At 65.1% G+C, this 21,560-nt stretch carries 18 protein-coding genes; 7 read left to right on the top strand and 11 right to left on the bottom strand.

The window, feature by feature from the left end; all coding sequences use genetic code 11:
- Nucleotides 1-64: 64 nt before the first annotated feature.
- The 6 genes from AADZ78_RS02295 to AADZ78_RS02270 all read right to left on the bottom strand — a co-directional run bounded on the left by AADZ78_RS02295 (nucleotide 65) and on the right by AADZ78_RS02270 (nucleotide 11,282).
- A complete protein-coding gene (locus tag AADZ78_RS02295; RefSeq protein WP_085251576.1) occupies nucleotides 65-1,585 on the bottom strand; it encodes a PPE family protein in 1,521 nt (506 codons plus the stop codon).
- 2 nt (nucleotides 1,586-1,587) lie between these two features.
- A complete protein-coding gene (locus AADZ78_RS02290; RefSeq protein ID WP_085251577.1) occupies nucleotides 1,588-1,896 on the bottom strand; it encodes a PE family protein in 309 nt (102 codons plus the stop codon).
- A gap of 2 nt (nucleotides 1,897-1,898) precedes the next feature.
- On the bottom strand, nucleotides 1,899-5,909 hold the full coding sequence (gene eccCa / locus AADZ78_RS02285; RefSeq protein WP_085251578.1) for a type VII secretion protein EccCa: 4,011 nt from the start codon (nucleotides 5,907-5,909) through the stop codon (nucleotides 1,899-1,901).
- Entirely contained in the window at nucleotides 5,906-7,516 is a 1,611-nt protein-coding gene (gene eccB, locus AADZ78_RS02280; protein ID WP_085251579.1) for a type VII secretion protein EccB, read from the bottom strand. The genes eccCa and eccB overlap by 4 nt, the downstream gene beginning before the upstream one ends.
- Nucleotides 7,513-9,375, bottom strand: a complete 1,863-nt coding sequence (gene eccA / locus AADZ78_RS02275; protein ID WP_085251626.1) for a type VII secretion AAA-ATPase EccA — start codon at nucleotides 9,373-9,375, stop codon at nucleotides 7,513-7,515. The genes eccB and eccA overlap by 4 nt, the downstream gene beginning before the upstream one ends.
- Nucleotides 9,376-9,746: 371 nt before the next feature.
- Nucleotides 9,747-11,282: a multicopper oxidase family protein gene (locus AADZ78_RS02270; RefSeq protein WP_085251580.1), complete on the bottom strand. Its 1,536-nt coding sequence runs from the start codon at nucleotides 11,280-11,282 to the stop codon at nucleotides 9,747-9,749.
- Nucleotides 11,283-11,556: 274 nt separating this feature from the next.
- Between AADZ78_RS02270 and AADZ78_RS02265 the strand changes: the two genes are divergently transcribed.
- The 4 genes from AADZ78_RS02265 to AADZ78_RS02250 all read left to right on the top strand — a co-directional run bounded on the left by AADZ78_RS02265 (nucleotide 11,557) and on the right by AADZ78_RS02250 (nucleotide 14,106).
- Nucleotides 11,557-11,724 carry a hypothetical protein gene (locus AADZ78_RS02265; RefSeq protein WP_204804560.1) on the top strand — a complete coding sequence of 56 codons (168 nt, stop codon included), beginning with the start codon at nucleotides 11,557-11,559 and terminating at the stop codon, nucleotides 11,722-11,724.
- A gap of 44 nt (nucleotides 11,725-11,768) precedes the next feature.
- The gene (locus AADZ78_RS02260) at nucleotides 11,769-12,146 is read left to right on the top strand and encodes a chromate transporter (protein ID WP_204804567.1); all 378 of its coding nucleotides are present in this window, start codon (nucleotides 11,769-11,771) and stop codon (nucleotides 12,144-12,146) included.
- 169 nt (nucleotides 12,147-12,315) lie between these two features.
- Nucleotides 12,316-12,813 carry a DoxX family protein gene (locus AADZ78_RS02255; protein WP_085251581.1) on the top strand — a complete coding sequence of 166 codons (498 nt, stop codon included), beginning with the start codon at nucleotides 12,316-12,318 and terminating at the stop codon, nucleotides 12,811-12,813.
- A gap of 564 nt (nucleotides 12,814-13,377) precedes the next feature.
- Nucleotides 13,378-14,106 carry a hemerythrin domain-containing protein gene (locus AADZ78_RS02250; protein ID WP_085251582.1) on the top strand — a complete coding sequence of 243 codons (729 nt, stop codon included), beginning with the start codon at nucleotides 13,378-13,380 and terminating at the stop codon, nucleotides 14,104-14,106.
- A 168-nt stretch (nucleotides 14,107-14,274) separates the two neighbouring features.
- Here the strand turns inward: AADZ78_RS02250 and AADZ78_RS02245 are convergent, their stop codons facing one another.
- From AADZ78_RS02245 to AADZ78_RS02235, 3 genes are all read right to left on the bottom strand, one after another.
- Nucleotides 14,275-15,198 carry a class I SAM-dependent methyltransferase gene (locus tag AADZ78_RS02245; RefSeq protein ID WP_085251583.1) on the bottom strand — a complete coding sequence of 308 codons (924 nt, stop codon included), beginning with the start codon at nucleotides 15,196-15,198 and terminating at the stop codon, nucleotides 14,275-14,277.
- A gap of 10 nt (nucleotides 15,199-15,208) precedes the next feature.
- Nucleotides 15,209-16,813 (bottom strand): PPE family protein, encoded by a 1,605-nt coding sequence (locus AADZ78_RS02240; RefSeq protein ID WP_085251584.1) that lies wholly within the window; start codon nucleotides 16,811-16,813, stop codon nucleotides 15,209-15,211.
- A gap of 86 nt (nucleotides 16,814-16,899) precedes the next feature.
- A complete protein-coding gene (locus AADZ78_RS02235; RefSeq protein WP_085251585.1) occupies nucleotides 16,900-17,808 on the bottom strand; it encodes an oxygenase MpaB family protein in 909 nt (302 codons plus the stop codon).
- A 101-nt stretch (nucleotides 17,809-17,909) separates the two neighbouring features.
- On the opposite strand from AADZ78_RS02235, the gene AADZ78_RS02230 reads away from it, so the two are divergent.
- Nucleotides 17,910-18,617, top strand: coding sequence for a TetR/AcrR family transcriptional regulator (locus AADZ78_RS02230; protein ID WP_085251586.1), 708 nt, complete (start codon nucleotides 17,910-17,912; stop codon nucleotides 18,615-18,617).
- On the opposite strand, the gene AADZ78_RS02225 is transcribed toward AADZ78_RS02230, so the two are convergent.
- On the bottom strand, nucleotides 18,550-19,098 hold the full coding sequence (locus AADZ78_RS02225; protein ID WP_085251587.1) for a hypothetical protein: 549 nt from the start codon (nucleotides 19,096-19,098) through the stop codon (nucleotides 18,550-18,552). The two genes, AADZ78_RS02230 and AADZ78_RS02225, sit on opposite strands and share 68 nt — an antisense overlap.
- A gap of 15 nt (nucleotides 19,099-19,113) precedes the next feature.
- Nucleotides 19,114-19,695, bottom strand: coding sequence for a VOC family protein (locus AADZ78_RS02220; protein ID WP_085251588.1), 582 nt, complete (start codon nucleotides 19,693-19,695; stop codon nucleotides 19,114-19,116).
- 86 nt (nucleotides 19,696-19,781) lie between these two features.
- Between AADZ78_RS02220 and AADZ78_RS02215 the strand changes: the two genes are divergently transcribed.
- Both AADZ78_RS02215 and AADZ78_RS02210 read left to right on the top strand, forming a co-directional pair.
- Nucleotides 19,782-20,399, top strand: a complete 618-nt coding sequence (locus AADZ78_RS02215; RefSeq protein ID WP_139828844.1) for a TetR/AcrR family transcriptional regulator — start codon at nucleotides 19,782-19,784, stop codon at nucleotides 20,397-20,399.
- A complete protein-coding gene (locus AADZ78_RS02210) occupies nucleotides 20,396-21,529 on the top strand; it encodes an alpha/beta hydrolase (RefSeq protein WP_085251590.1) in 1,134 nt (377 codons plus the stop codon). The genes AADZ78_RS02215 and AADZ78_RS02210 overlap by 4 nt, the downstream gene beginning before the upstream one ends.
- Nucleotides 21,530-21,560 lie beyond the last annotated feature (31 nt).

Raw genomic sequence — 21,560 nt, 5'->3', positions numbered from 1 at the left:
TCCTTTCAACATTTTTGGGTTCACTCGTTTCAGAATTCGGCTTCTCACGGTGTAAACCGTCTCGCTAACTTTGGTGCCCCCCTTCCTCTGGGCCGTGGTCCCAAGTCCCCGGCACCATCGGCATTTTCGGGCCGCCGCCAAACCCATCACCGGCCAGCGCCGTCAACCCCGCCGCCCGCAGCAGGGTCTCTTTGGGTGCCGTCCCGGCAAAACCCAACAAGCCGGCCCCCGAATCCGAAGCCTGTGCCCCGTAATCGGGTGTGACACCGATATCGGAGTCCATATCCAAGAATTCGTCGCTGTAGTCGCGCAATTCGGCCCGCCGTCGGCGCTTTGCCCGTGCCTGGGCGCGACTGACCGACGCCGCGCCAGCCGCTGGAATCGTCGCCGCCGGCGCCTTGACGCCACTGCGCGGCCCCAGCGTTGGCCCAAACTCGGGACCCCAATCACCACCACCGCCTACCGCGTAGGCGATGCTCGCGGTCGCCGGAGCCGCCGACGCCGGTGCGACCCCCGCCGACGCACCCGCACCCGCTGCTGCGGACGCCCCGATGGGGCTGGCGACCGTTGGCGCTACGCCGGCCACCGGCCACACGGAGCCTGCGGCGACGGCAACGATTGGCGCCGCGCCAGCCAGGGGCACCGCAAGCGGCCCAAGTTGAGCCGGCAGCAACGCTATTGCGCTGAGACCCAGACTGAGCCCCAGCGGCAACAGGAACGGAGAACTGAAGACCATGCCCCAGGTCGGCCAGCCAACCAGGTTGAAGAAAATCTGATAGCCCAGCGCGAACAGCAGCGGGCCGTAAGTGATGATCGCAGCCCACGGGTTCGTCAGGAAGGCGATGATGATCTTTATCGAGTTGCCAATGGGATCCTGCAGGAACTGCCAGATCACGTCGAACATCCATGTATAGAAGCCCGTGTATGCGCTCCACAGCTGCTGCAGCAGCTGCAAGAGCCATTGCCAGGGGTCTGCGGCCGCCGCGGCTGCACCGGCTGGCACCTGAGCCGCGTTGGCCGCGACGGAACTGGCCTGCTCACCACCGGGATTGATCACCATCGGCGCCGGGGTGGTGCGCGGCGCCGACGCCAACGCCGTACCCGAGGCCACCTGATACGCACCCATAGTGGCGGCGGCTTGCATCCACATCCGCATATAGTCGGCCTCATTGAGCGCGATCGGAATCGTATTGATTCCAAAGAAATTCGTCGCCACCAAGACGCCATGAATGACGTGGTTGGTGGCCAACTCGGCCAGCGTGGGCATCGCCGCCAAGGCGGCGGTGTATGCCGCCGCCGCGGCCTCGTGCTGGGCCGCCACACCCGCAGCATCGGCGCTGGCCTGCAGCAGCCATGCCAGGTAAGGCAGATGCGCGGCCACGTATTGCTCCGCACTCGCGCCCTGCCACGCCCCCGCTTGAACTGCCCCCAATAGCCCACTGAGTTCGGCTGCCGTGGAAGCATATTCGGCACTGAGCGCGTTCCAGGCTCCGGCGGCCGCCAGCAGCGACCCCGGACCTGGACCACTGCTCAGCAGCGCCGAATGCACCTCCGGCGGCGAAGCAATCCAGATGGGCACGTTCATCGTTAGGCGCCCGCGATCCCATAGGTCGCCGCGGCCGCCGCGTCACCGGCGAGATAGCCGGCGCCGGAATCACCCACTCCCACACCGGCGCGCCCCAATTCTTCAACACCTTGGGCGGCGACGACGGCGTGTTCTTGCCCCTGGGCGCTGAACCCGGCCGCGGTCTGTAGCGACACCGGATCGGCCGCCGGCGGCACCACCGCGGTGATCAACGGAGCCGCGCTCGCCTGCGCGGCCGCCAACCGCGCCGTCAGCGCCTCCACCGCCGCGCTGGTCGCGGCCAGTCCCTCGGGAACCACTCGCAACGTCATGACTAACTTCCCTCCTGTTGCGTTTCACCGGATATCGCGGCCTCGCCGACCAGCGGGTTGACCAGCTGCACGTATGTCGGGCTGTCACTGTCGCCCAAAAGCATCGCCCGCCCTGCAGGCAACCGGGCGAATCGCTGACCCCGAATCTTTCCGCTGTCGGCCGGATTACCCGCCAACATCAACGTTGTCGCCTGCAAGTCGTTGAAGCGTCGCAGCAACGGGCTGGTCATCAACCCGTGCGCGGACCCAGAGGCGCGGGCCGTGACGATTACCCGCAGTCCCAGGTCGCCGGCCTGCGCCAGCAAACCGATCAGTGGAGTCCAGGGGCGCTGACCGATGTACGGGCCACCGATTGCCGGCGCATCGGGTATCTGATCGACGTCATCAATGATCAGGTAATGGGTGTGGCCGTCATAGGTCCAGCGAGACAGCTCGGCCGCCGACATGCCCGCCGGCGGCTGCCGCGACTCGATCAGGTTGGCCAACCCGAGCATCGCGGGGATGATCCGGTCGATATTGGTCGTGTACTCGTTGTCGGAAAACAACGGTTCGTCGACGAGGTGCAGCCGCCGGTCGAGAACGGTGAACGCCACCTGGTCGGGCGTGGAGTGCTCGCGGATAGTCCGGATGATGTGGCGCAGCAGCGTGGTCTTTCCGGACTTGCTGTCTCCGAACACCATCAGTAGCGGGTTCTCGGCGAAGTCGAGCACCACCGGCGCCAGGTCTTCTTCACGCTGGCCTATAACCACTTGGTCGGCTTGTCCGGGACCGCGGTAGAACACGCCGACGGCCTCGGGCGCGAGGTTGGTGGGCAGCAGCCGCACCGGCGGCGCGGTCACATCGGGGTAGCGCGCGTTGATGGCGGGCACTTGGTCCAACGCGGGAGCCGCGAACAGGAAATGCTGTGCGGCCATGGTCAATCCGCGCCCCGGCTGGTCGTGCGGGACGGCTTCGGCGGGGCGGTGCAGCGCACCAACCACCCGCACGTTGCTGTCGCGCGGGTCGTGCAGCTTGAGCTCGAGGCGCAGACCGAGCCCGTCACGCATCGCCAGCGGCACCTCCAGCCAGCTGGGCGTGGTGATGACTACGTGGATGCCGTACGCCAAGCCCACGTTGACGAGTTCGGTTACCTTGGCCAGCAACGGATTGCGGGTGTTGAACTGATCGGTGTTGTCGCGGCCGAAGGCATACAGGTTGTCGATGACCAGGAACACCTCACCGAAGCCGTCATCTGCGGGCGACGAGCCCGCAGCAGCACCATTGCCTGAACCGTTTGTCGGCCGGTCGCGGAATGCTTCTCGTTGCTGCCGGGACAGCAGCAGCTGCTCCAGCTCACCGAAGGTGCGACGGATACGTTCGGGTTCCACGGCCGAGGCGACGCTGCCAACGTGTGCGAGATTCTCCAGCGCCCGTAGCTGCCCGCCGCCGTAGTCAAGGCAGTAGAACGTGACATCGCGCGGCGAGTGCAGGCTGGCGGCCGACAGGATAAATGTCTGCAGCGCTGTGGATTTGCCGGACTTGGGGCCGCCGTGGATCACCATATTCCCGGCCGACGACGTAGCGTCGAACACCAGCGGGTCGCGGCGCATCTCGAAGGGCTTGTCGATCTCACCAAGCGGCCAGCGACACTGCCGTGCCGGCAGTCCGGCACGCGCCAACACGGCGCCCAGCGGGATCGGCTCATCCAACGGCGGCAACCACAGCTGCGGCGCGCGCGGCCCGTAGCCTGCCAACTGTTCGCCGATGGTCGCGATCAGCTTTCGCGGCGGGCCGACCGGTTCTTCCTCGTCAGCGCTGGCGATCACGGTGGCCGGATCCGGTTCCACCGCAGCGGACGTGAACAGCTTGGGCTCTGGAACAGACTGCACCACAACGGATTTAGCCGTCTGTGGAGGTTCGTAGATGCCGTCGACGTAAGTGCTGCGGAATTTGATCGGGGACGCCCCGGGCGCGGGCACCAGGAAGCCCACGCCCTTGTGTTCTTTGCCCGACTCAATGTGGTATGCGTCCTCCACGCCGATGATCTGGCGAGAAACGCTGGGGCTGGCCACCTTCAAACCGATCCGGTAGGAGGTGTTCTTGTCGATGTCTTTGATCTTGCCGACGTCCAGCGTCTGGGAGGCAAACAGGATGTGGATGCGGAACGAGCGCCCCTTGCGCGCCACGTAGTCGAACAGCTCCGCGTATTCCGGATGATCCGCCAACATCAAGGTGAACTCGTCAGCCACCACGAACAGCGTTGGGATCGGCGGCAAGTCGTGTCCGGCCGCTTGAGCGTTCTCGTACTCCGTCACCGAGTTGAACGCACTGCCCTGGATCCGGCGTCCGGCCTCGCGCAGCAGCATCTCACGCCGGGCCACCTCGCCGCGCAGCGTGTCGGCGAAGCGATCGGCAAGCGACTTCTTTTCGGCCATATTCGAGATCACCGCGACAACCTGCGGGAAGTTCCGGAAGCTGTCGGCGCCGGCCTCACCCTTGAAGTCGGCATAGATGACGATCAGCCGGTCCGCGGAGTGAGTAGTCAATAGCGACAACAGGATCGCCATCAGGGTCTGCGACTTGCCAGAACCGGTCATACCGATCATCAGGCCGTGCGGGCCCATCCCGCCCTCGGCTTCGTCCTTGAGGTCGAAGAACAGGGGCTCACCGGTAGCAGTGACACCGATCGGGACGCGCAACTCCTCGTCACGACGTCGCGGCGCCCACAGCGCGGGCACATCCAGTCGGGACGCGTCCGGGATGCCCAGCAACGTCGTGAAACTCGCGCCGCGGGTAGCCGCCGAGCGTAGTCCGGCGTGCGTCGGGTTGGAGTCCCACCGCGACAGCCGCCGAGCCAGGTGCGCGGCCTCGTCTGCGCCGAGTTGGTCAGCATCGTCGATGTAGGGCTGCCAGCCGCCGGTCTGCCAGCGTTCGATGGCACCATCGGCGACACGCAGGATCGGCTGTTCCGGATCCGAATACTGTTCGCGATGCGGCGGTGCGGCGCAATGATGCACCACGGTGACGCCCGCCCGAGCCGCAGCCAGCCTCGAGGCCTGCACGTCGAAGTTGGGGTCATCGACAACAATCAGCAAGTGCCGCAACGCATCTGCCGGCGCACCAGTGAACGCCGGTCGGTCGACGAGAGCCGGACCAAGCCGCTCGACCAGCTCATCTGGGTCGGCGGACAGGTAACGCGCCGGGCCGACACCGTCGACCTGTCCGGGAATGTCCACATGCGGCAACCACTTCAGCCAAGACCAGTCGCGGCCCTCCAGATCACGGGCGGCCAGTGCCACCCCGAGCACCGTCGGGTCGTGCCAGGTCACTGCCTGAGCGATCCAGGCGCGCAACGCGGCACGCACCACGGCCGGGTCCCCCCCGACAGTGATCCGCGAAACCTTGGTCAGGTCGATTCCGGTCGGCACGTCGCGGACGGTGCGCTGGGTGTCCAGCAAGCTGCGTAATGCGCTGTGACACACCGGCTCCAGGTCAATCTCGTCAGCGGTGTCGTTGACCCGTATCGCAATGGCCAGGGGGGCCGTGTGCCGGCCGGCCCGCACCACCAGGAAGTCGGGGTCGTGCGGGTCACGCTCCCACTGGCGACGCGACCCCGGCACGGCCGCCAGCGCCGCCGGGTCGGGATGGGACCATTGCGCGGCCGCGCGCTGCTCGCCGGCGGCTGCCCGGATGTTGTCCCGGATCACCGACAGGTAACGCAGATAGTCGGCCCGCTCGGCGTCGACCTCCTCGGTGCGCATCTTGTTGTCGTTGCCGCGGTAGAGCGCGGTGGCCGCCAACAACAGCACGAACGGGAAAAACAGGGTCTGCGGGGAGATCAGCCGCATCCCGGTGGCGACCAGCGCGACGATCATGCCAACGATAAGGATCCCGATCAGATACGGCAGCGCGCGCCGCAGCAGCGATGGTGGAATCACCCGCGGCAGCTCGGGAGGTGCCTCGATGGTGATGGTGCCCTTGCGGGTGCTCGGCGGCGCCAGCCGCCGCCGAGCCTCGAAGATCAGTCTGCTCATCGCGGCTCTCCCCCGCTCGCTACCTGACGACCGGGCTTGCTGTCCGGCGGCAGCCCGTCGTGTGCCAGCAGCGCGTCGGCGCGCGACAGCGTCGGCCCCGGCGCAAACAGTGACAACATCGACCACGGAACCGAGAGCGGCGGCCAGGTCAGGCCAAGGGCCTCAATCGTTTTGCCATGGCCGGTAGCACCCGAACCCCCTTCAGCCTCGGTGTCAATGCCGTAGCGCACGCCGGTGTCGGAGACCCAGAACAACGACCCGGTCGCAGGTGCCGCCGCGCCACCACCGACGGTCTGGGCGAAGTAGCCCGTGCCCGGTGCCAGCGCCACCCGGGTCGCTACCCCCGGTGAGCCACCGCCGACCAATTCGACCGTGCGCACCGCGTCGGGCACCGGAAGCGCGGAGCCGGACAGCAAGCTCAGTGAACTGGTGGCCGCTCCGGCCGGCTTACTCCAATGCGCGCAGGTGACGGGGTCGCCCGATGCGTCAACGAGATTGACCGGCTGGGCGGGAAAACCCGTGGTGTCCAGCAGCCGCGACACCGGCAGCTTGGCCACCTCGTCAGCCCCCAGCCGCGGAGGCTGTTGCAGCCCATAGGAATTGGTGTTGCGCAGCACCGCTGCCAGCACCGGTGAGATCGGCTGCAGGCCGTCTGGCAGCACCGCGTAATACACGGTGTCGGATGGGGTTTTGCCCAGGGAGTACGCCGTCACGACTGCCCCAATCGGTGCCGGTACGGCGAAATCCGCCGGGCTGCCGGCGCGTGGGATGACCGGTGCCGTCAGTGCCGGCGCTTCGGGTATCGCGTTGAACAGTCCCGACGCGATGGGTCGCGGTGCGGGTATCTCAGCCCCCAAGCCGAGGGCGCTGGTGACCGCGTGGTCTGTCAGATCGATCCGGCTACGCTTGCCGTCCCACAGCAGCCAAGTGCTAGTGCCATTATCGACCAGGACCGCCTGCCCGGGGCCAAGCGTGGCCGCCCGGGCGCCGGCGCTGTCCGGCCAACCCGCGATGACCGTGACACCCATGCTGTGGGCGCCGCGCCCGGTCCCACCGACGGCGTCGCAGACCGTCCAGTTCGCGTCGTGGGTGCCGCTCTGCACCATGCGCTCCGGTGCACCCGGGATGCCGATCAGATTTCCGCGCGGAAATCGGTCCAGCTCAGCACTTTTCACTGTCACCGGGTTAACCGGCCGACCGGCGATCAGCCGGGCGGACGTCAGGTTGAGCACGGGGTGCAGCTCGTCGCCCACCCGCACATAGAGCGCGGCGGTGGACCGATCGGCCAGCACCGCATTGTTACCCGCCTGCCCGTTGGGGCGGATGAGTGAGAACACGAAGCAGCCAACCAATCCGGTGATCAGCAGCAGCACACCCATCACGACCGCGCGTGATTGAGTGCGCAACGGGTCCACGAGCATCCGGGTGTCGTGTAAGGCGATGCCAGCGGCGATCCGGCGCATCACGAACCGCCAACCGGTCACCTGGTGTCGGGTGACGAATCCGCGGCGGTACACGACCCTGTCGGGGTTGTCGTTGGCGGGGGTGCGCGAGGCGAACGAGCGCCGTGCGCCACCCCATTCGCCGTCGGGTTCGTTCGCGGTCATGCCGGCACCGAGAGCCCGAGGCCACGCAGTAGCGGGTCTACTGATCTGCCAACGTCCTCGGCCGTGATGGTCATCAGCTCCTCGTCACTAAACTCACCGGTTCCCGCATGCTCCGAATGGTCCAGCCGGAATTCGCGTTCTTCTTCGGAGCGTTCGACGATGTTACGGACGAACCGGCCGTTGCCCGCAATGTCGAGGCTGCGTCGCGAGATTCCGTTGGAATCGGGCGTCGAAGCCGCGGCCAACTTCGCGAACAATGCCTCCAAATCGTCAAGGGCGGACTGTTCAAAGAGGCTGTCGCGCTGTTCGGCCATCTTGTGGGCGATCTCCACTAGCTCGTGTGACGTGTACGACGGGAAGTCGATGCTGCGAGTGAAACGCGACCGCAAACCCTCGTTGGTGTCCAGGAACTTGTCCAGATCAGCGCGGTAACCGGCGATGATCACCACCAGCCGGTCACGGTCGTTCTCCATGCGGGCCAACAACGTGTCAATGGCCACCAACCCGAAGTCGTTCTTGGCGCCGGTGGCCACCAGGGCGTAGGCCTCGTCGAGGAACAGCACGCCGTCCAGTGCGCTGTCGATGATGGCGTTGGTTTTGGCCTCGGTCTCGCCGATGTGCTGGCCGATGAGGTCGGCGCGGTGTACCTCTCTGATGTTTTCCCGCTTCAAAAGGCCTAGGCCGCAATAGATTTTGGCGACGACCCGGGCGATGGTGGTCTTGCCGGTCCCGGGCGGTCCGGCGAAGATCAGATGATGGGTGCGCTGGGCCACCGTGAGCCCACGCTGCTTACGCACCAATTCCATAGCCACCGAACTCTTTAGCCGCGACACCTGGTTCTTGACCTCATCCAGTCCGATGAACTCGGCGAGCTGGCGCTCCGCCTCGTGGAGCAGCGCGGCCTTGCGTTCGTGGGCGGCGGGGTCAATGAAGTCGTCCGCGCTGGGCTCGGTGGCCGGATCCCACGGATCGGCGCGGGCGTCGATGCGAGCCGCGGTCGTGGTCACAATCCCGAAGCTGGTGTCGGACAGCGCATGCTCGATCTGCTCGTTCTCGGGGTTGGCCGCATACAGGTCCTGCAGCACTTCGCTTGCCGACTCCTCGTCGACATGCACCCGCAGCACCAAAGCCTTGGCCAGAGCACCGTCGACGGCCGCGACGGGGACGGGGCCCTCGGGCTCTTCGAGATAGGACAGTGCCGGCGCGAACATGCCCAACCGAGCTAGCGCCGTTCCCAGGGTGATCTTGGCGGCGTGCGAGAAGGCCTCGTCGAGCTGGGGATCGTTGACGATCGGCGTGAGCAGCTTGACGACGTCAGACCAGCGCTCCGCGCGGTAATTGATGACGACAGCGAGCCATCTGGCTTCGCGCCAGCTCGGTCGGCGGCCCGCGATATCCGTGACGATGTGGTTGGCCTTGGCAACGGCCCCGGAATCCCCGGTGCAAGCCAGCGCCGCTGCATACGCGAGGTGGAAGTCGTCCGCGTCGGCGGCGCGAAACCGCAGGTACAGTCCGGTGTCGTAGTGGAACCCCAGAGCTTGCGGCGCAAGTTCCACTTGACGCTGCAAGACGCCGGCCGTGCCCGCGGTGCGCGAAACCGCTTCGAGCACCCCGATGGACTGATCGCCGGCGGCGGCCAACCCGGTCCACGCGTCACATTCGCCATGGGCGATGCGGGTGAGTGCGGTGAATCCCGACCGGGCGGCCGCCAGGTCGGCCGGGCGTTGACGCTGATAGACGGCGATGCCGAGGGCCCGGCAGCAGGTGGCAAACCGGCTGACGACGTCCGCGTCTACCTTGCCGTTTACCCCGACCGAGACGGGTTGAGCCGCAAGCATGCCAGTTTCAACGCGTTCCACGCCCCCGCCGTCTCCTGCACTTAAGGTTGCCATTGGCCAATTTCGCCTGAGGTTTGCCTCCCGAAGTTAGCATTCCCTAAGCTAACTGTCGAGACGGCCGAACCCGACCGATCCATCGCTGCACTCCCCTTTTGATGCCACTGACCTGGGTGTTACGGTCGCCGACTCTACGACCCGGCGCACTAAGCAAGACAGCTTACTGAATATGATTTTCATTATCGACATCGGGTCCCCGGTGCCGCCGCCAACCCGAACAGCAGCCCCAGCCGCTGCAACTCATCGGCAACACCACGCGGGTTGGCGCGGATCAGTCATGCTTCGGCTACCGGATATCCGGCTCGACTACGTCGCGTCACGACCGACTTCGAGATCTAGTGGCCATGGCCATGATCCGATCCGTTCCTACCAACGAGTGGCGAGATGATGCGGGTCTCGTCGGAGGTGTTGGCGACAACGACGAACTGGCCCATCATGCCCATGTCTTCGTGCTCGAGGATGTGGCAGTGGTACATGTACGGCAAGTGTGGGTCGGCATAGTCGGCGAACCGGATGATTACGCGGACCGTCTCGAGGGGATTTACAACGACGGTGTCTTTCCAGCCGCGCTCGTATTCGGTGGGCGGCTTTCCGTCGCGGTCTAGAAGTTGAAACTGCGCGTTGTGAACGTGAAACGGGTGATAGAAGAGCGCTTCGCGGTTGTCGAGCTCCCAGATCTCAATGTCGTCTCGCCTGACCACCTCGTCGATCCGCGCATGGTCCATGGGCTTGCCGTTGATGCTCATCCGGTCGGTCATGCGAAAGACTCGAGTGCGCACGGCATCCTGCCGACGCAGTAGTGCGCTGGTGTTGAGGTGAGCGGGAAGCTCGCCGCGCGGTGCCGCCCCACGGTGTGGGCGCAGTTGGACAATCTTGAAACTCTGGTATTCGTCATTGGCTCCGACGGACAGGGCCCGCATGAGGTGGTACATCGGTGCCGCGCCACGGAATGCATAGCTCATCAGCGTCACCGGCTGATCTGTTTGGCGCATATCGACGACGATTTCGGCGCGCTCCCCAGGGGCGAGCAGCATCCGGCTGCGTTGGACCGGTGCTTCGAGTAGGCCGCCGTCGGTTGCGATCTGCCAGAACGGGCGCTCGTCGGAGAACCCGAAGTTGTAGCGTCGAGCGTTGGAAGCGTTGAGGATTCGCAATCGGATGAGCTGGTTGGCCACATCGAGGTACGGCCCTCGCGTGCCATTGACGAGGATGTTGTCACCCATCGCGCCGAAGTTGTGCTGGGATCGGTTGCGGACATAGGTGAGGTGTCCGTCCGCGTCGAAACTACGGTCTTGCACGACCAGCGGGACATCGTCGACGCCGTAGGTATTCGGCAAGCCGAGGCTGTCGGTGTTCTCGTCGTCGATGAGGAAGACTCCGGCAAGACCCGAATAGACCTGCTGCGCTGTCTTGCCCAACGTGTGGGGGTGATACCAGAGGGTCGCCGCCCTGTTGTCGATGGTCCAATGCGGTGACCACGTCTTGCCCGGCGGGATCGGCTGATGCGGCCCACCATCCATAGCGGCGGGCACATGCATGCCGTGCCAGTGCACAGTGGTGGCTTCGCCGGTTTCGTTCTGGACATCGATGCGGATTCGGTCTCCGGTACGGGCGCGTATCGTCGGGCCCAGATAGGTGCCGTTAAAGCCGGCGGTGTCCGAGGATGCTCCAGGCATCAGTTCGGTGCGACCACGTTGCGCGGTCAAAGAGAAGACCTTCTCGCCGTTCACGAGCTTCGGTTCAAGAAGCGGCGGAATAGCCAGTGGCCGGTCGAGAGCGACGTCCTCGTTTACAAACGTGACGCCGTGCGCATGCGGATACACGAACGATGCGCCGACAACGGCGCCGATCAGGCCCAAAGTCGCGCCCATAGCGATGAATAGGTGACGCCAACGAAACACTTTGCGCGCCACGCGGCGGACGCGTCCGTGCGCTGCGGTCGTCGCTGCTGCGTTGCGTGGCGAGCTGCGCGGGCTCGGCTCTGGCACGTGCTATCGCGGCCTTCCACTCCTGATGTCACCGGCGTCCTGATCTCCGCCCTGCAGACTACGACATCCGATATCGACACACGATATGTGCTGGGCTGGTGGACCGGTAACGCCACTATTAGGTTTCGTCGCTGGGGCGTGTTTTGGTCCGGCGCTGGTGGCCTACCTGTTCGGGGTCAACGAACCGCCGCTGATCGCGCTGGGACAGCCGGCGTTTCCCGATCCCACCGGCGGTGAATCAGCCCAGTTGTTCGCGACCATGCTCAAGATCGGCGCCGTACTCTACGGCAGCGGTTTACGTATTGTTGGCGTTGCTGCGCGGTGACTTCATGCAGCGTCCGGGTTGGATCAGCCAACAGCAGCTCGTCGATGCGGTGTCCAGCGGGCAGCTCACCCCCGGGGCCCGTGTTCACCACCGCCACCCTCATCGGCTACCTCATCGCCGGCCCGCTGGGCGCGTTCCTGGCTACCGTGGCGATCTTTCTGCCCTCATTCCTATTCATCGGTTTGCTCACCGAGTTCACCGACAAGCTCCGGTCTGCAGCCTGGAGCCCGGCATTGCTCGACGGAGTCAACTCCGCGGCGTTGGCCCTGATGGCCGGCATGAGATGGCAACTGGGCCGCACCGCCATCGTCGATTCGCTCACCGTCGGCACGCTTGCGCTGCTGTGGCGGGGCAGGCTCAACAACGTCTGGTGCATCGCCGCGGACGCCGGCGTCGGGCTCCTTCACGCACTGTTCACCTGATCGCGTCGCAGCGGTGTAGCGGTCACAATTTGTGCGATTACGCTGACGGGTAACGGAATTCGCTAACGGGAATTTTGGCTGGTGGGGTGTCTGGGCAGCGGCGGTGGCCCGGCTTTCATCGTCAAGGCAGCGCGACATGGACTCATCCGCATCGAACGAGGGAGGCACTATGATCTCCGGCAACCGCACGTTGGCCTGGCTCACCGACACCGACGTGCCCGGCTCGGTGATCCTCATCCGCCTGTACGTGGGCGCGGTGTTTCTCGCTGAGGGCATCCTGAAGTTCACGAGACCCGAATCACTGGGTACCGGACGGTTCGACAAAGCCGGAATCCCGATCCCCGGCTTCTTCGCACCGCTGGACGGCGTATTCGAAATCGGTTGCGGCTTATTGATTCTGGCGGGGCTGCTCACCCGCCTGGCCGCAATACCGATGATCGTCGACATGGTTGGTGCATTGCTGATCACCAAACTGCCTATCCTGTGGGGCGATGCCCCGCTATTTGCCCACAAGTCCGGCTGGGGTGACTTTATGCACGAGTCACGCACCGACCTCGCGCAATTGTGCGGCAGCCTGTTCCTGCTGATGGTCGGCGCGGGAGCCTACTCACTCGATGCGCGCCTGCGGCCGCGCCGGCGGACTGTGTCGGTGGATGCCGCCCGCTGACTGCCAGCCTGGCCGGATGTCGAGACGCCCGGTTGCTGCATGCGGTGCAACATTGAATAGAGCGTGCCTGGGGAGATCTTGTAGCCGTGACCAGCCAGCTCCTAAGCGATCCACTCGCCGCGGACTGGCTCCAGATTCGCGTGGTGCAGGAGGTGCAGCCACCTTAGCCGGCAGGACCCAGTTCACCGGCTTGCCTCCTTACCAAAATCGAGGGTGAATTCGCAGTTTTCGCTACTGCCGGCGCCTGTCAGGGGCGAGGCCGCAACGGTGTTGAATCCCAGGGCGGATTGGCCCGATACGGCTCGGTAGCCACGTTCCCACGACCGCGGCCCCACGGCTAGCGAACACCGCCCCGCGACAGGCGTTGTCCGGGTCACGCCACCGGGTGACCGCAAAACATCCGGGTGATTGGCCCAGCGGCATCGCCACCCGAACCCCAGCTACCAGCTGTTCGTCTGGTACCGCCCGCATACCCACCCCGTTAAGTATCGATTAATGATATCGGCCGACGATACCATTAGCTGATGATCTACCGACCCACTGAAAGGCACAGCGAAGAAAGGCATGACCGTGACACAGCAACCGCCCGCCGTGGGCCGGCGTCACCTTCTCGGGATCTCGATATCGGCAGTCGGTGGCATCGCCTTATCGGCGTGCGACAGCCCGCAGCCCAAGGAAGGCCAGCCCGGCGCACCCTCAGAACAGGAAGTTACGGTTACTCCGCCTGAAGACTTGATGCGTGAGCATGGGGTGCTTAAGCGCATTTTGCTGATCTATCGCGAAGGGATCCGGCGCCTGCAGGTCGGTGATCAGGCTCCCGCTCAAGAGCTCAACGCGAGCGCGCAGACTATTCGAAGCTTCATCGAGGACTATCACGAACACCTGGAAGAGCAGTACGTCTTCCCCAAGCTGGAACAGGCCGGCAAACTCACCGACATCACCACCGTATTGCGCACACAGCATCAGCGCGGTCGCACCCTGACCGACCGGGTGCTCGCGGCCACCAGCGGTGCAGGCATGCCCGACCAGCCTGCACGAGAAGCCCTGACGCAGGACATGTCGGCGTTCATCCGGATGTATGAGCCCCATGAGGCACGCGAAGACACCGTCGTTTTCCCGGCGCTGCGCGACGTCGTGCCTTCCAAGGAGTTTCGCGACATGGCTGAGATCTTCGAAGACGAGGAACACCGGCGGTTCGGCCCGACCGGCTTCCAAGTGGTGGTCGACAAAGTCGCCGATATAGAAAAAAGTCTCGGCATCTACGACCTGAGCCAGTTCACCGCTCCCTCGTAACGGCGCACGCTACGTCGCTAGTGCCGCATCGTCTGCGGTACCCGGCGGCGCCAGAAGTGACTGGCCGCTTCCGTCCGATGGCGATGCCGTCTCAGGGATATGTCGTGTCAAGCAGGAGTTCGGCGCCAATTATGCGAACGCGTTCGGCGATGTCGTCGCGGATGGCGGTCATTCGCGTGGTGCCTCACCATTTTTGGTGGCACTGACGAGGGTATTCCGCGCGAACATCGATGCGGCTTCAGATTCCGGGCCCGGCGCCGGCCGCGCCACCTCGCGCAGGTAGTGATTCAACGGCGTGCCGACCGCCGTCCAGCCGCGCTTCCCGAACCATTCGGTGGCGGGCGCACATTGTTCGTTGTAGACCAATTGGAAAAACAGGCCCCGGGTGCCTTCGGCGACGGCAACACGTTCCTCTTCGACCTTGGCCGCAAATTCGTCAGCAGGAAGCGGAGCGCCGTCCTCGACCGCGACGTGGCTGCCGGGGCCGGCCAGGGCGTCGATGCCCGTGAACAGTTGCTCCTGGGCACTCGCCGGCAGATAGATCAACAGCCCCTCGGCGATCCAAGCCGAGGGCTGGTCGGCATCAAACCCCTTGTCCCGCAATGCTTGTGACCAATCGTCGCGAAGATCGACGGCGATCTCGCGACGCTCGGCGCGCGGTTGGGCGCCAAGACCGCTCAACACCTCGCGCTTGAAATCGAGAACATGCGGCCGGTCCAACTCGAAGACGGTGGTCTCGTCCGGCCACGGCAGCCGATAGGCGCGGGAGTCCAGTCCCGCCGCCAGGATGACTACCTGACGGGCCCCGGCATCGGCGGCCCGCCGGAAATACGAGTCGAAGTACCTGGTGCGCGCGCCCTGGAAGTTGACGAAATGCTTGCCGAAATCGTCGCTCAGCAACTGGTGGTCGGGAGCATTACCATCCAGCACGTCGGCCCAGGAACCGCCGACGGCTCGGCAGAACAGCTCCGCATACGGGTCGACGGCCAGCGGGTCGGGTTTTTGGGCTTCCAACGCCCGCGCGGTCGCCACGAAGAGCGCTGTCGATCCGACGCTCGTCGTGATGTCCCAGGTGTCACCTTCACTACGCACCTAAACGACACTACGCCGGGTGCTCGCCGGTCTCATCCGGGTTCCACGTGCCCGGGACCATCGGCAGCGTTGGGCCACTACCGAACTCATCACTGGCCAGTGTGGTCAAACCCGCCGCTGCGCCGGTCGTTTCCTTGCGTGCCGTGCCCGCGAAGCCCAGTTCGCCGGCACCTTGATTCGAGGCCACCGTCGCCGCGACCGGCTCCTCACCCGGCGGCGCGCCCCAGTCGGGGTCGACGTCGACATTCATGTCCATAAACTCGTCGCCGTATCCTCGCCGCGTGGTGCGGCGTCGCCGCCGCGCCCGTGCCCGGTCACGTGCGGCCGCGGCGGCCGCCAACGCCGCGCTGTCGGGCTCCGGCGCTTTCTTCTTGGCGCTGGCACTTGCGCTGGCGCTCATTCCGGAGCCGAATCCAATGCCGGGAGGTCCGACGGCGTAGGGGTAACCGAAGCCCGCGACGCCGCCGGCGGCCGTGGGCGGTGTGGGTGCACTGGCGACGGTGCTGGCCGCGGGCGCGGACGCGGGAGCCGCGGCCGACGCAGGTGCGGCGGCCGGTGCGGTGACAGTCGGTGCCACCGCGACCGCCGGCAACATAGCGGGTGGCGCCGCCGGCGGCGCCACCGCGGGGATTGCCGCGGGGTGAATGCCCGCCAGACCCGCCAGCCCCGCGAAGCCGGTCACCGCTCCTAAGTTGGAGATGGCCGAGCCGAGTGCGACCGCAAGCAATTGCGGGGACTGGCTTAGCGCTTGAACGATCTGCAGTAGGTGTGTCGGGTAGTCGAACAACAGAAGTTCAAAATAGGCCTGGAAAGCCTCCACCGGGTTTGTAAACAGTTCCTGGACAAACGATTCAAAATCCTTACTGAATTCGATGGCACGAGCGACCCACCAGATCGGCTCGGCGGCGTTCGTATAATCCTCGAAGGGGATTCCGTTGAGCGTGCCTTCCGCGGGATCCCAGATCAGGCGGCCACCGCTGATGATTCGCAAGATCTCCGCAACGATGTAGTCGATCGGGGTGGGGTCGCCCCCATGCTCATGGTCGTGGTCGTGGTCGTCGCCGTCCTCGGCCGCTTCGGCTGTCACGATCTGAGGCGCTGGGGTGGTCTGTGGTGTCGACGCCACCGCCGCGCCGGAGAGCGCTTCGTAGGTCGCCATCGTGGTAGCGGCCTGAATCCACATCCGCACGTAGTCAGCCTCGTTAAGCGCGATCGGAATCGTGTTAATTCCAAAGAAATTCGTCGCCACCAATACGCCGTGGATGACGTGGTTCGCCGCCAGCTCAGGCAATGTCGGCATGGCAGCCAGCGCCGCGGTGTAGGCCGCGGCCGCGGTCTCGTGCTGCGCCGCCGCTTCCGCGCTGGCCGAGCTGGCGTGCATCAACCACGCCAGATACGGCACATGGGCGGCCACGTATTGTTCGGCGCTGGGCCCCTCCCAGGCGCCTCCCTGCACCGCACCCAGCAGCGCAATGAGTTCGTCTGCCACCGCGGCGTACTCGGTGCTTAGCGACGACCACGCGGCCCCGGCCGACAGCATCGGCCCGGGCCCCGGGCCACTGCTGAGCAACGCCGAATGCACCTCAGGCGGCGACGCCATCCACACCGACGTCATACAACGCAACTCCTCCGCTGGCGAATTGTCAGCTTCGGAGCGTACTGAATGTGAAAACCATTTTCAATATGCCCCGGCCGTTGCTTCTAGACGAGCGGGCGACCCGCCCTGATCCGTCGGTCCAGATCCCAAAGCATGAAGTTGAACGGGAACTCCCGGACGATCCGCGGCAGCATACGGTTCACCGCGCGAAACACCGCCATCAGCCGGTCGAAGCGCAGTTGCTTTGCGGCGTCCCACGGCAACCGCATCTCGTCGCGAAACCGTTGCGGCAGAAAGCCCGTGGTGATCAGGAGATTAAAACTCTCCGACCGGTTGCGCAACCACTGCGGCATACGGACGCCCCGGATTCGGGACACCGCGATGGGATACAGGTATTCGCGGACGGCGTCGTCGATGTGCACCTTCTCCAGCGACTCCCGCCAGTACCGATCGAACGCCACCCGATCCGGCGGCCACATCTCCGGCGGCACCTGTAGCGTGGTGCCTATCGACATGCCCTCGCGGTAAAGACGCTCGGCGTCCTCCTCGGGTATCTCGCCGACGAAGGTGCGGTAGACATCGACGCCGCCCTTATAGATGCAGGCCGCCACCCACAGCTGCAGCTCGGGATCAAACGCGTTGTACGCCACCGGGCTATCGGGCGTCGAGTACACCTGCGCGTGCACTCGGTCCACGGCACGGCGGAAGGCCGCCTTCTGGGCATCGGTACCGGCAGCCGCCACCGCGATGTAGGTAAAGGTGGTGCGCGCCCGCTTAATGGGATGACGGTCGATGCGGCCGCTCTCCACGCGACTTTCCATCACACCATGGCCAACGCCGGGACGCGCCAACTCCATGATCACGTTGGCCGGTCCGGCAAGCAGCGCCACGCCCATCAGCTCGCCGTCACTGCCAACCGGTAGCCGGCGCCTGACCCGCTGCGGACGAGGCGGGTCGGAGATCGGGCGCTCGACATGAGGAAGGCGCGAGCGGATCGTCTCGTCAATTGCCATCGTTGGACTCCCCCAGCACCGGATCAACGCTCGCCGGCTAATTGTGAGAACACTTGTTTCCTGATTTTGACGGTATTCTGATCTGGTGTCAAGGTGGTGGCATGAGTCCTAGCGAAACCCGCAGCGTGCGTCGGTACCGCGGCGTCGAGGCCGCCGAGCGGCTGGCCGAGCGTCGCGGCCGGCTGCTAGCCACCGGCCTGGACCTGTTGGGGTCTGACCGGCCCGACCTCTCCGAGCTAACCGTCCGCGGGATTTGCCGCCACGCCGGCCTGGCTTCCCGCTACTTCTACGAAAGCTTCACCGACAAGGACGAATTCGTCAGCGGCGTCTTCGATTGGGTAGTGGCCGAGCTGGCCGCTACCACGCAGGCGGCCGTGGCGGCGGTCCCGGCGCACGAGCAAAGCCGCGCCGGAATGGCCAACGTCGTGCGTACCATCGCCGGCGACGTCCGCATCGGACGCCTGCTATTCAGCACACAGCTGGCAAACCCGGTTATCGTGCGCAAGCGCGCGGAATCCAGCGGACTGTTCGCCATGTTGTCCGGCCAATATGCCGTCGACGTATTGCGGGCACCGGCAAACGACCGCATCAAGGCGGCCGCCCACTTCGCGGTCGGCGGCGTAGGGCAGACTATCAGCGCCTGGCTGGCCGGGGATGTGCGCATGGAACCCGAGCAGCTCGTCCATCTACTGGCGTCGCTGCTCGACGAACTCACCGACCCAAGCCTGTACGGCTCCCCCGTCACGGCAGCAGCGGGATCTGCCACAGCCGCATACCCGGATGCAGCAGCCACAGGCGCATCAGGGTGATTCGCAAGATGCGCTGCGCGCCCGTGATCATCAGCAACGCCAACGGCACCTCGACCAGCAGCGCTGAGCTCACCGACAACCAAAAGTCATTGGGCCCGGCGGTCATCAGGTCAAACCAGGCGTCGCAGATCAGCAACACGCCGCTGGTGAATGCGGTGAGTAGCAGCAGCTGCCGGCGCAGGTATCCCAGCACGGCCGTTGCCGCCATGAATCCGACCAAGAGCAGGTCGAAGCCGACCCAGGTGGCCGTCCAGTTGTGGGCAACGTAGTTTTGCGGCAACGTCAACGCGAGGTATCCGATCCAAGGGATCAGCCCAATCGAGCCAGTGATTATGAGGCCTAGACGGAGGCGGCGCATCCGGGCCAGCGACACTGGGTCAACCAAGTCGTGCAATGGCTTTTCCAGCCGGGTAATCAGTTCTCGCCGCTGCGCTGGAGTAAGCGCCGCGATCTGCTCGTCGGTCAGAATGCCTTCGGTCACGATTCGCTTGGGGAGCTAGCGACCCGCAGCCACTGGAGGGCGTCGATCGGCCGCTGTCTTGGGTACGGCCCGCGTGTCGTCATCAGTGAATTCCTTTACCCAGCACGCGAATTCCAAGGTGACGCCATCGGGGTCCTGGAAGTAGAACGAACGCACATATACCCCGGGGTGCACGGTCGCGGACACCTGCATTTCGCTCTCGTCATGGTTGAGCACCGGGCCGACCCGAACTCCTTTTTCTTTCAGCCGCTTCCGGTAGGCGTCGAACTTCTCGACCGGCACGTGAAACGCCAAGTGGTTCATGGTGCTCACCGCGCTGGTGATGTCCCCGATGCCAGGAATGGCATCCGGCGACGAGATGCCCGGCACCCGGTCGGGTGCGTCGGCGAACCAGAAGAACGCGACGCAGTCGCCGTTGCCGGCGTCGAAGAAGAAGTGCTGCCCCTGCCCGCCGGGAAGGTCCAGCGATTTGATCAGGGGCATGCCGAGGATGTTGCTGTAGAAGTCCACGGTGCGCTCCATATCCGAACACACCAGGGCGACGTGGTTGATCCCACTGAGCTCGAACTCGTTGTTGGTGTTGTACGGCTTGATCATTCGTTGCCTCCCATCGATCCCCAGGTACTGGCCAGGATCTGGATCTGAATCTAACATCAGATTCAGTTTTGTTCCAGGAGGTGCATGTGTCGACCGCATCCGAGTGCCCGACCCATCGCGGCCGGCGGACCCAGGCCGCGATCGATACCGCGGCGCGAACCGTCATCGCGCGCAAGGGCATCCTGGCGACGACCATCGCCGACATCGCCGCCGAAGCGGGCCGCTCGGCGGCGTCCTTTTACAACTACTACGACTCCAAAGAGGCGATGGTCCGCCAGTGGGCGTTGCGCTTCCGCGATGAAGCCAACCAGCGCGCGCTTTCGGTTACCCGGCACGGCCTGTCCAATCGCGAACGCGCGTACGAGGCGGCGGCGGCGCACTGGCACACCTACCGCCACCGCCTCGCCGAGGTGATCAGCGTGTCACAGTTGGCCATGGTCAACGACGACTTTGCCCGATACTGGGCCGAAATGTGCTCGGGTCCAATTTCTTTCATCGCTGAAACGGTCCGGCGTGCCCAAGCTCAGGGCTACTGCCCAGGCGACGACCCGCAGTTGATCGCCGAGGCGATCGTGGCGATGTTCAACCAGTTCTGTTACATCCAGCTCAGCGGGGGACGTGAACCTGACGACCAGGCCTGCATCCAGACGCTGGCCAACATCTACTACCGGGCCATCTACAACGAGGAGGACCGCTCACATTGACTGGTCATGGCGCAGCGCCCGGGGTTATTCGAGAGTTCGTCGGGCTACCTTCGCCCACGGCCGGGCGCGCGGGCGCCGGCGGGCACCCGTGCCAGGGGCTGTACCACCGTGGCGCCGGACGAAAACCGAAGGTAGCGATGATCGCCACGCACTACCAGATCGATTTTGCTGAGCACTATCTCGCCGACTATATGGCCATCCGCGGCGTCGGTTTTCTTGGCTGGAATACCAGATTCCGCGGATTCGAAAGCAGCTTCCTGCTCGACCACGCACTGGTCGACATCGGTGTTGGGGTCCGCTGGCTGCGTGAGGTTCAAGGTGTAGAAACGATTGTGCTGCTGGGCAATTCGGGAGGCGGTTCGTTGATGGCCGCCTATCAGTCGCAGGCCGTCGACCCGAACGTGACACCGCTGGAAGGCATGCGACCGGCCGCCGGTGTGACGGAGTTGCTCGCCGCCGACGGATACGTCGCTACCGCCGCTCATCCCGGGCGGCCGGACGTGCTCACTTCCTGGATGGACGCCGCCGTTGTCGACGAAAACGACCCGCTGGCAACCGATCCCGACCTTGACCTGTTCAACGAGACGAACGGCCCGCCGTACTCATCCGAGTTCGTCGGGCGCTACCGTGCCGCACAGGTCGCGCGCAACCACGCCATCACGGGCTGGGCCGTAGGTGAGCTCAAACGCATTCGCGCTGCTGGCTTTTCGGACCGCCCATTCAGCGTGATGCGCACCTGGGCCGATCCACGCATGATCGACCCCAGCATCGAACCGACCAAGCGTGCGCCCAACCAGTGTTACGCCGGAACCCCTGCCAAGGCGAACCGATCCGCGCACGGCATCGCCGCGGCCTGCACGCTGCGCAACTGGCTGGGCATGTGGAGCTTGCGGGTCGCTCCAACCCGGGCCGAGCCGCACCTGGCCCGCATCCGCTGCCCGGCACTGGTGATCAACGCCGAGGCCGATACCGGAGTGTTCCCCTCTGACGCCCAACGGATCTACGACGCGTTGGCGAGCACCGACAAGCGGCAGGCCTCGATCAACACCGACCACTACTTCACCACGCCCGGCGCGCGCGACGAGCAGGCCGACATGATCGTCAGCTGGATGGCCGAGCGGTGGCCCTGACCCAGTGGTTAACCAACCGGCCGGTTGTTAG

Origin of the sequence: Mycobacterium riyadhense, from assembly GCF_963853645.1 — a bacterium.
Lineage (GTDB): Bacteria > Actinomycetota > Actinomycetes > Mycobacteriales > Mycobacteriaceae > Mycobacterium > Mycobacterium riyadhense.
This window is presented reverse-complemented; position numbering and strand designations above follow the sequence as displayed.

Bases quoted from the DNA above. Each gene is read 5' to 3' on its own strand.
- AADZ78_RS02235 (WP_085251585.1), bottom strand. From the start codon at position 17,808: ATGGCAATTGACGAGACGATCCGCTCGCGCCTTCCTCATGTCGAGCGC.
- AADZ78_RS02270 (WP_085251580.1), bottom strand. From the start codon at position 11,282: ATGGGCGCGACTTTGGGCCTGATCGGCGCCGTTGTCGGCGCATCGTTC.
- AADZ78_RS02290 (WP_085251577.1), bottom strand. From the start codon at position 1,896: ATGACGTTGCGAGTGGTTCCCGAGGGACTGGCCGCGACCAGCGCGGCG.
- AADZ78_RS02260 (WP_204804567.1), top strand. From the start codon at position 11,769: ATGCGGTGTCCAGCGGGCAGCTCACCCCCGGGGCCCGTGTTCACCACC.
- AADZ78_RS02230 (WP_085251586.1), top strand. From the start codon at position 17,910: ATGAGTCCTAGCGAAACCCGCAGCGTGCGTCGGTACCGCGGCGTCGAG.
- AADZ78_RS02295 (WP_085251576.1), bottom strand. From the start codon at position 1,585: ATGAACGTGCCCATCTGGATTGCTTCGCCGCCGGAGGTGCATTCGGCG.
- eccCa (WP_085251578.1), bottom strand. From the start codon at position 5,909: ATGAGCAGACTGATCTTCGAGGCTCGGCGGCGGCTGGCGCCGCCGAGC.
- AADZ78_RS02255 (WP_085251581.1), top strand. From the start codon at position 12,316: ATGATCTCCGGCAACCGCACGTTGGCCTGGCTCACCGACACCGACGTG.
- AADZ78_RS02250 (WP_085251582.1), top strand. From the start codon at position 13,378: ATGACCGTGACACAGCAACCGCCCGCCGTGGGCCGGCGTCACCTTCTC.
- AADZ78_RS02220 (WP_085251588.1), bottom strand. From the start codon at position 19,695: ATGATCAAGCCGTACAACACCAACAACGAGTTCGAGCTCAGTGGGATC.
- eccB (WP_085251579.1), bottom strand. From the start codon at position 7,516: ATGACCGCGAACGAACCCGACGGCGAATGGGGTGGCGCACGGCGCTCG.
- AADZ78_RS02240 (WP_085251584.1), bottom strand. From the start codon at position 16,813: ATGACGTCGGTGTGGATGGCGTCGCCGCCTGAGGTGCATTCGGCGTTG.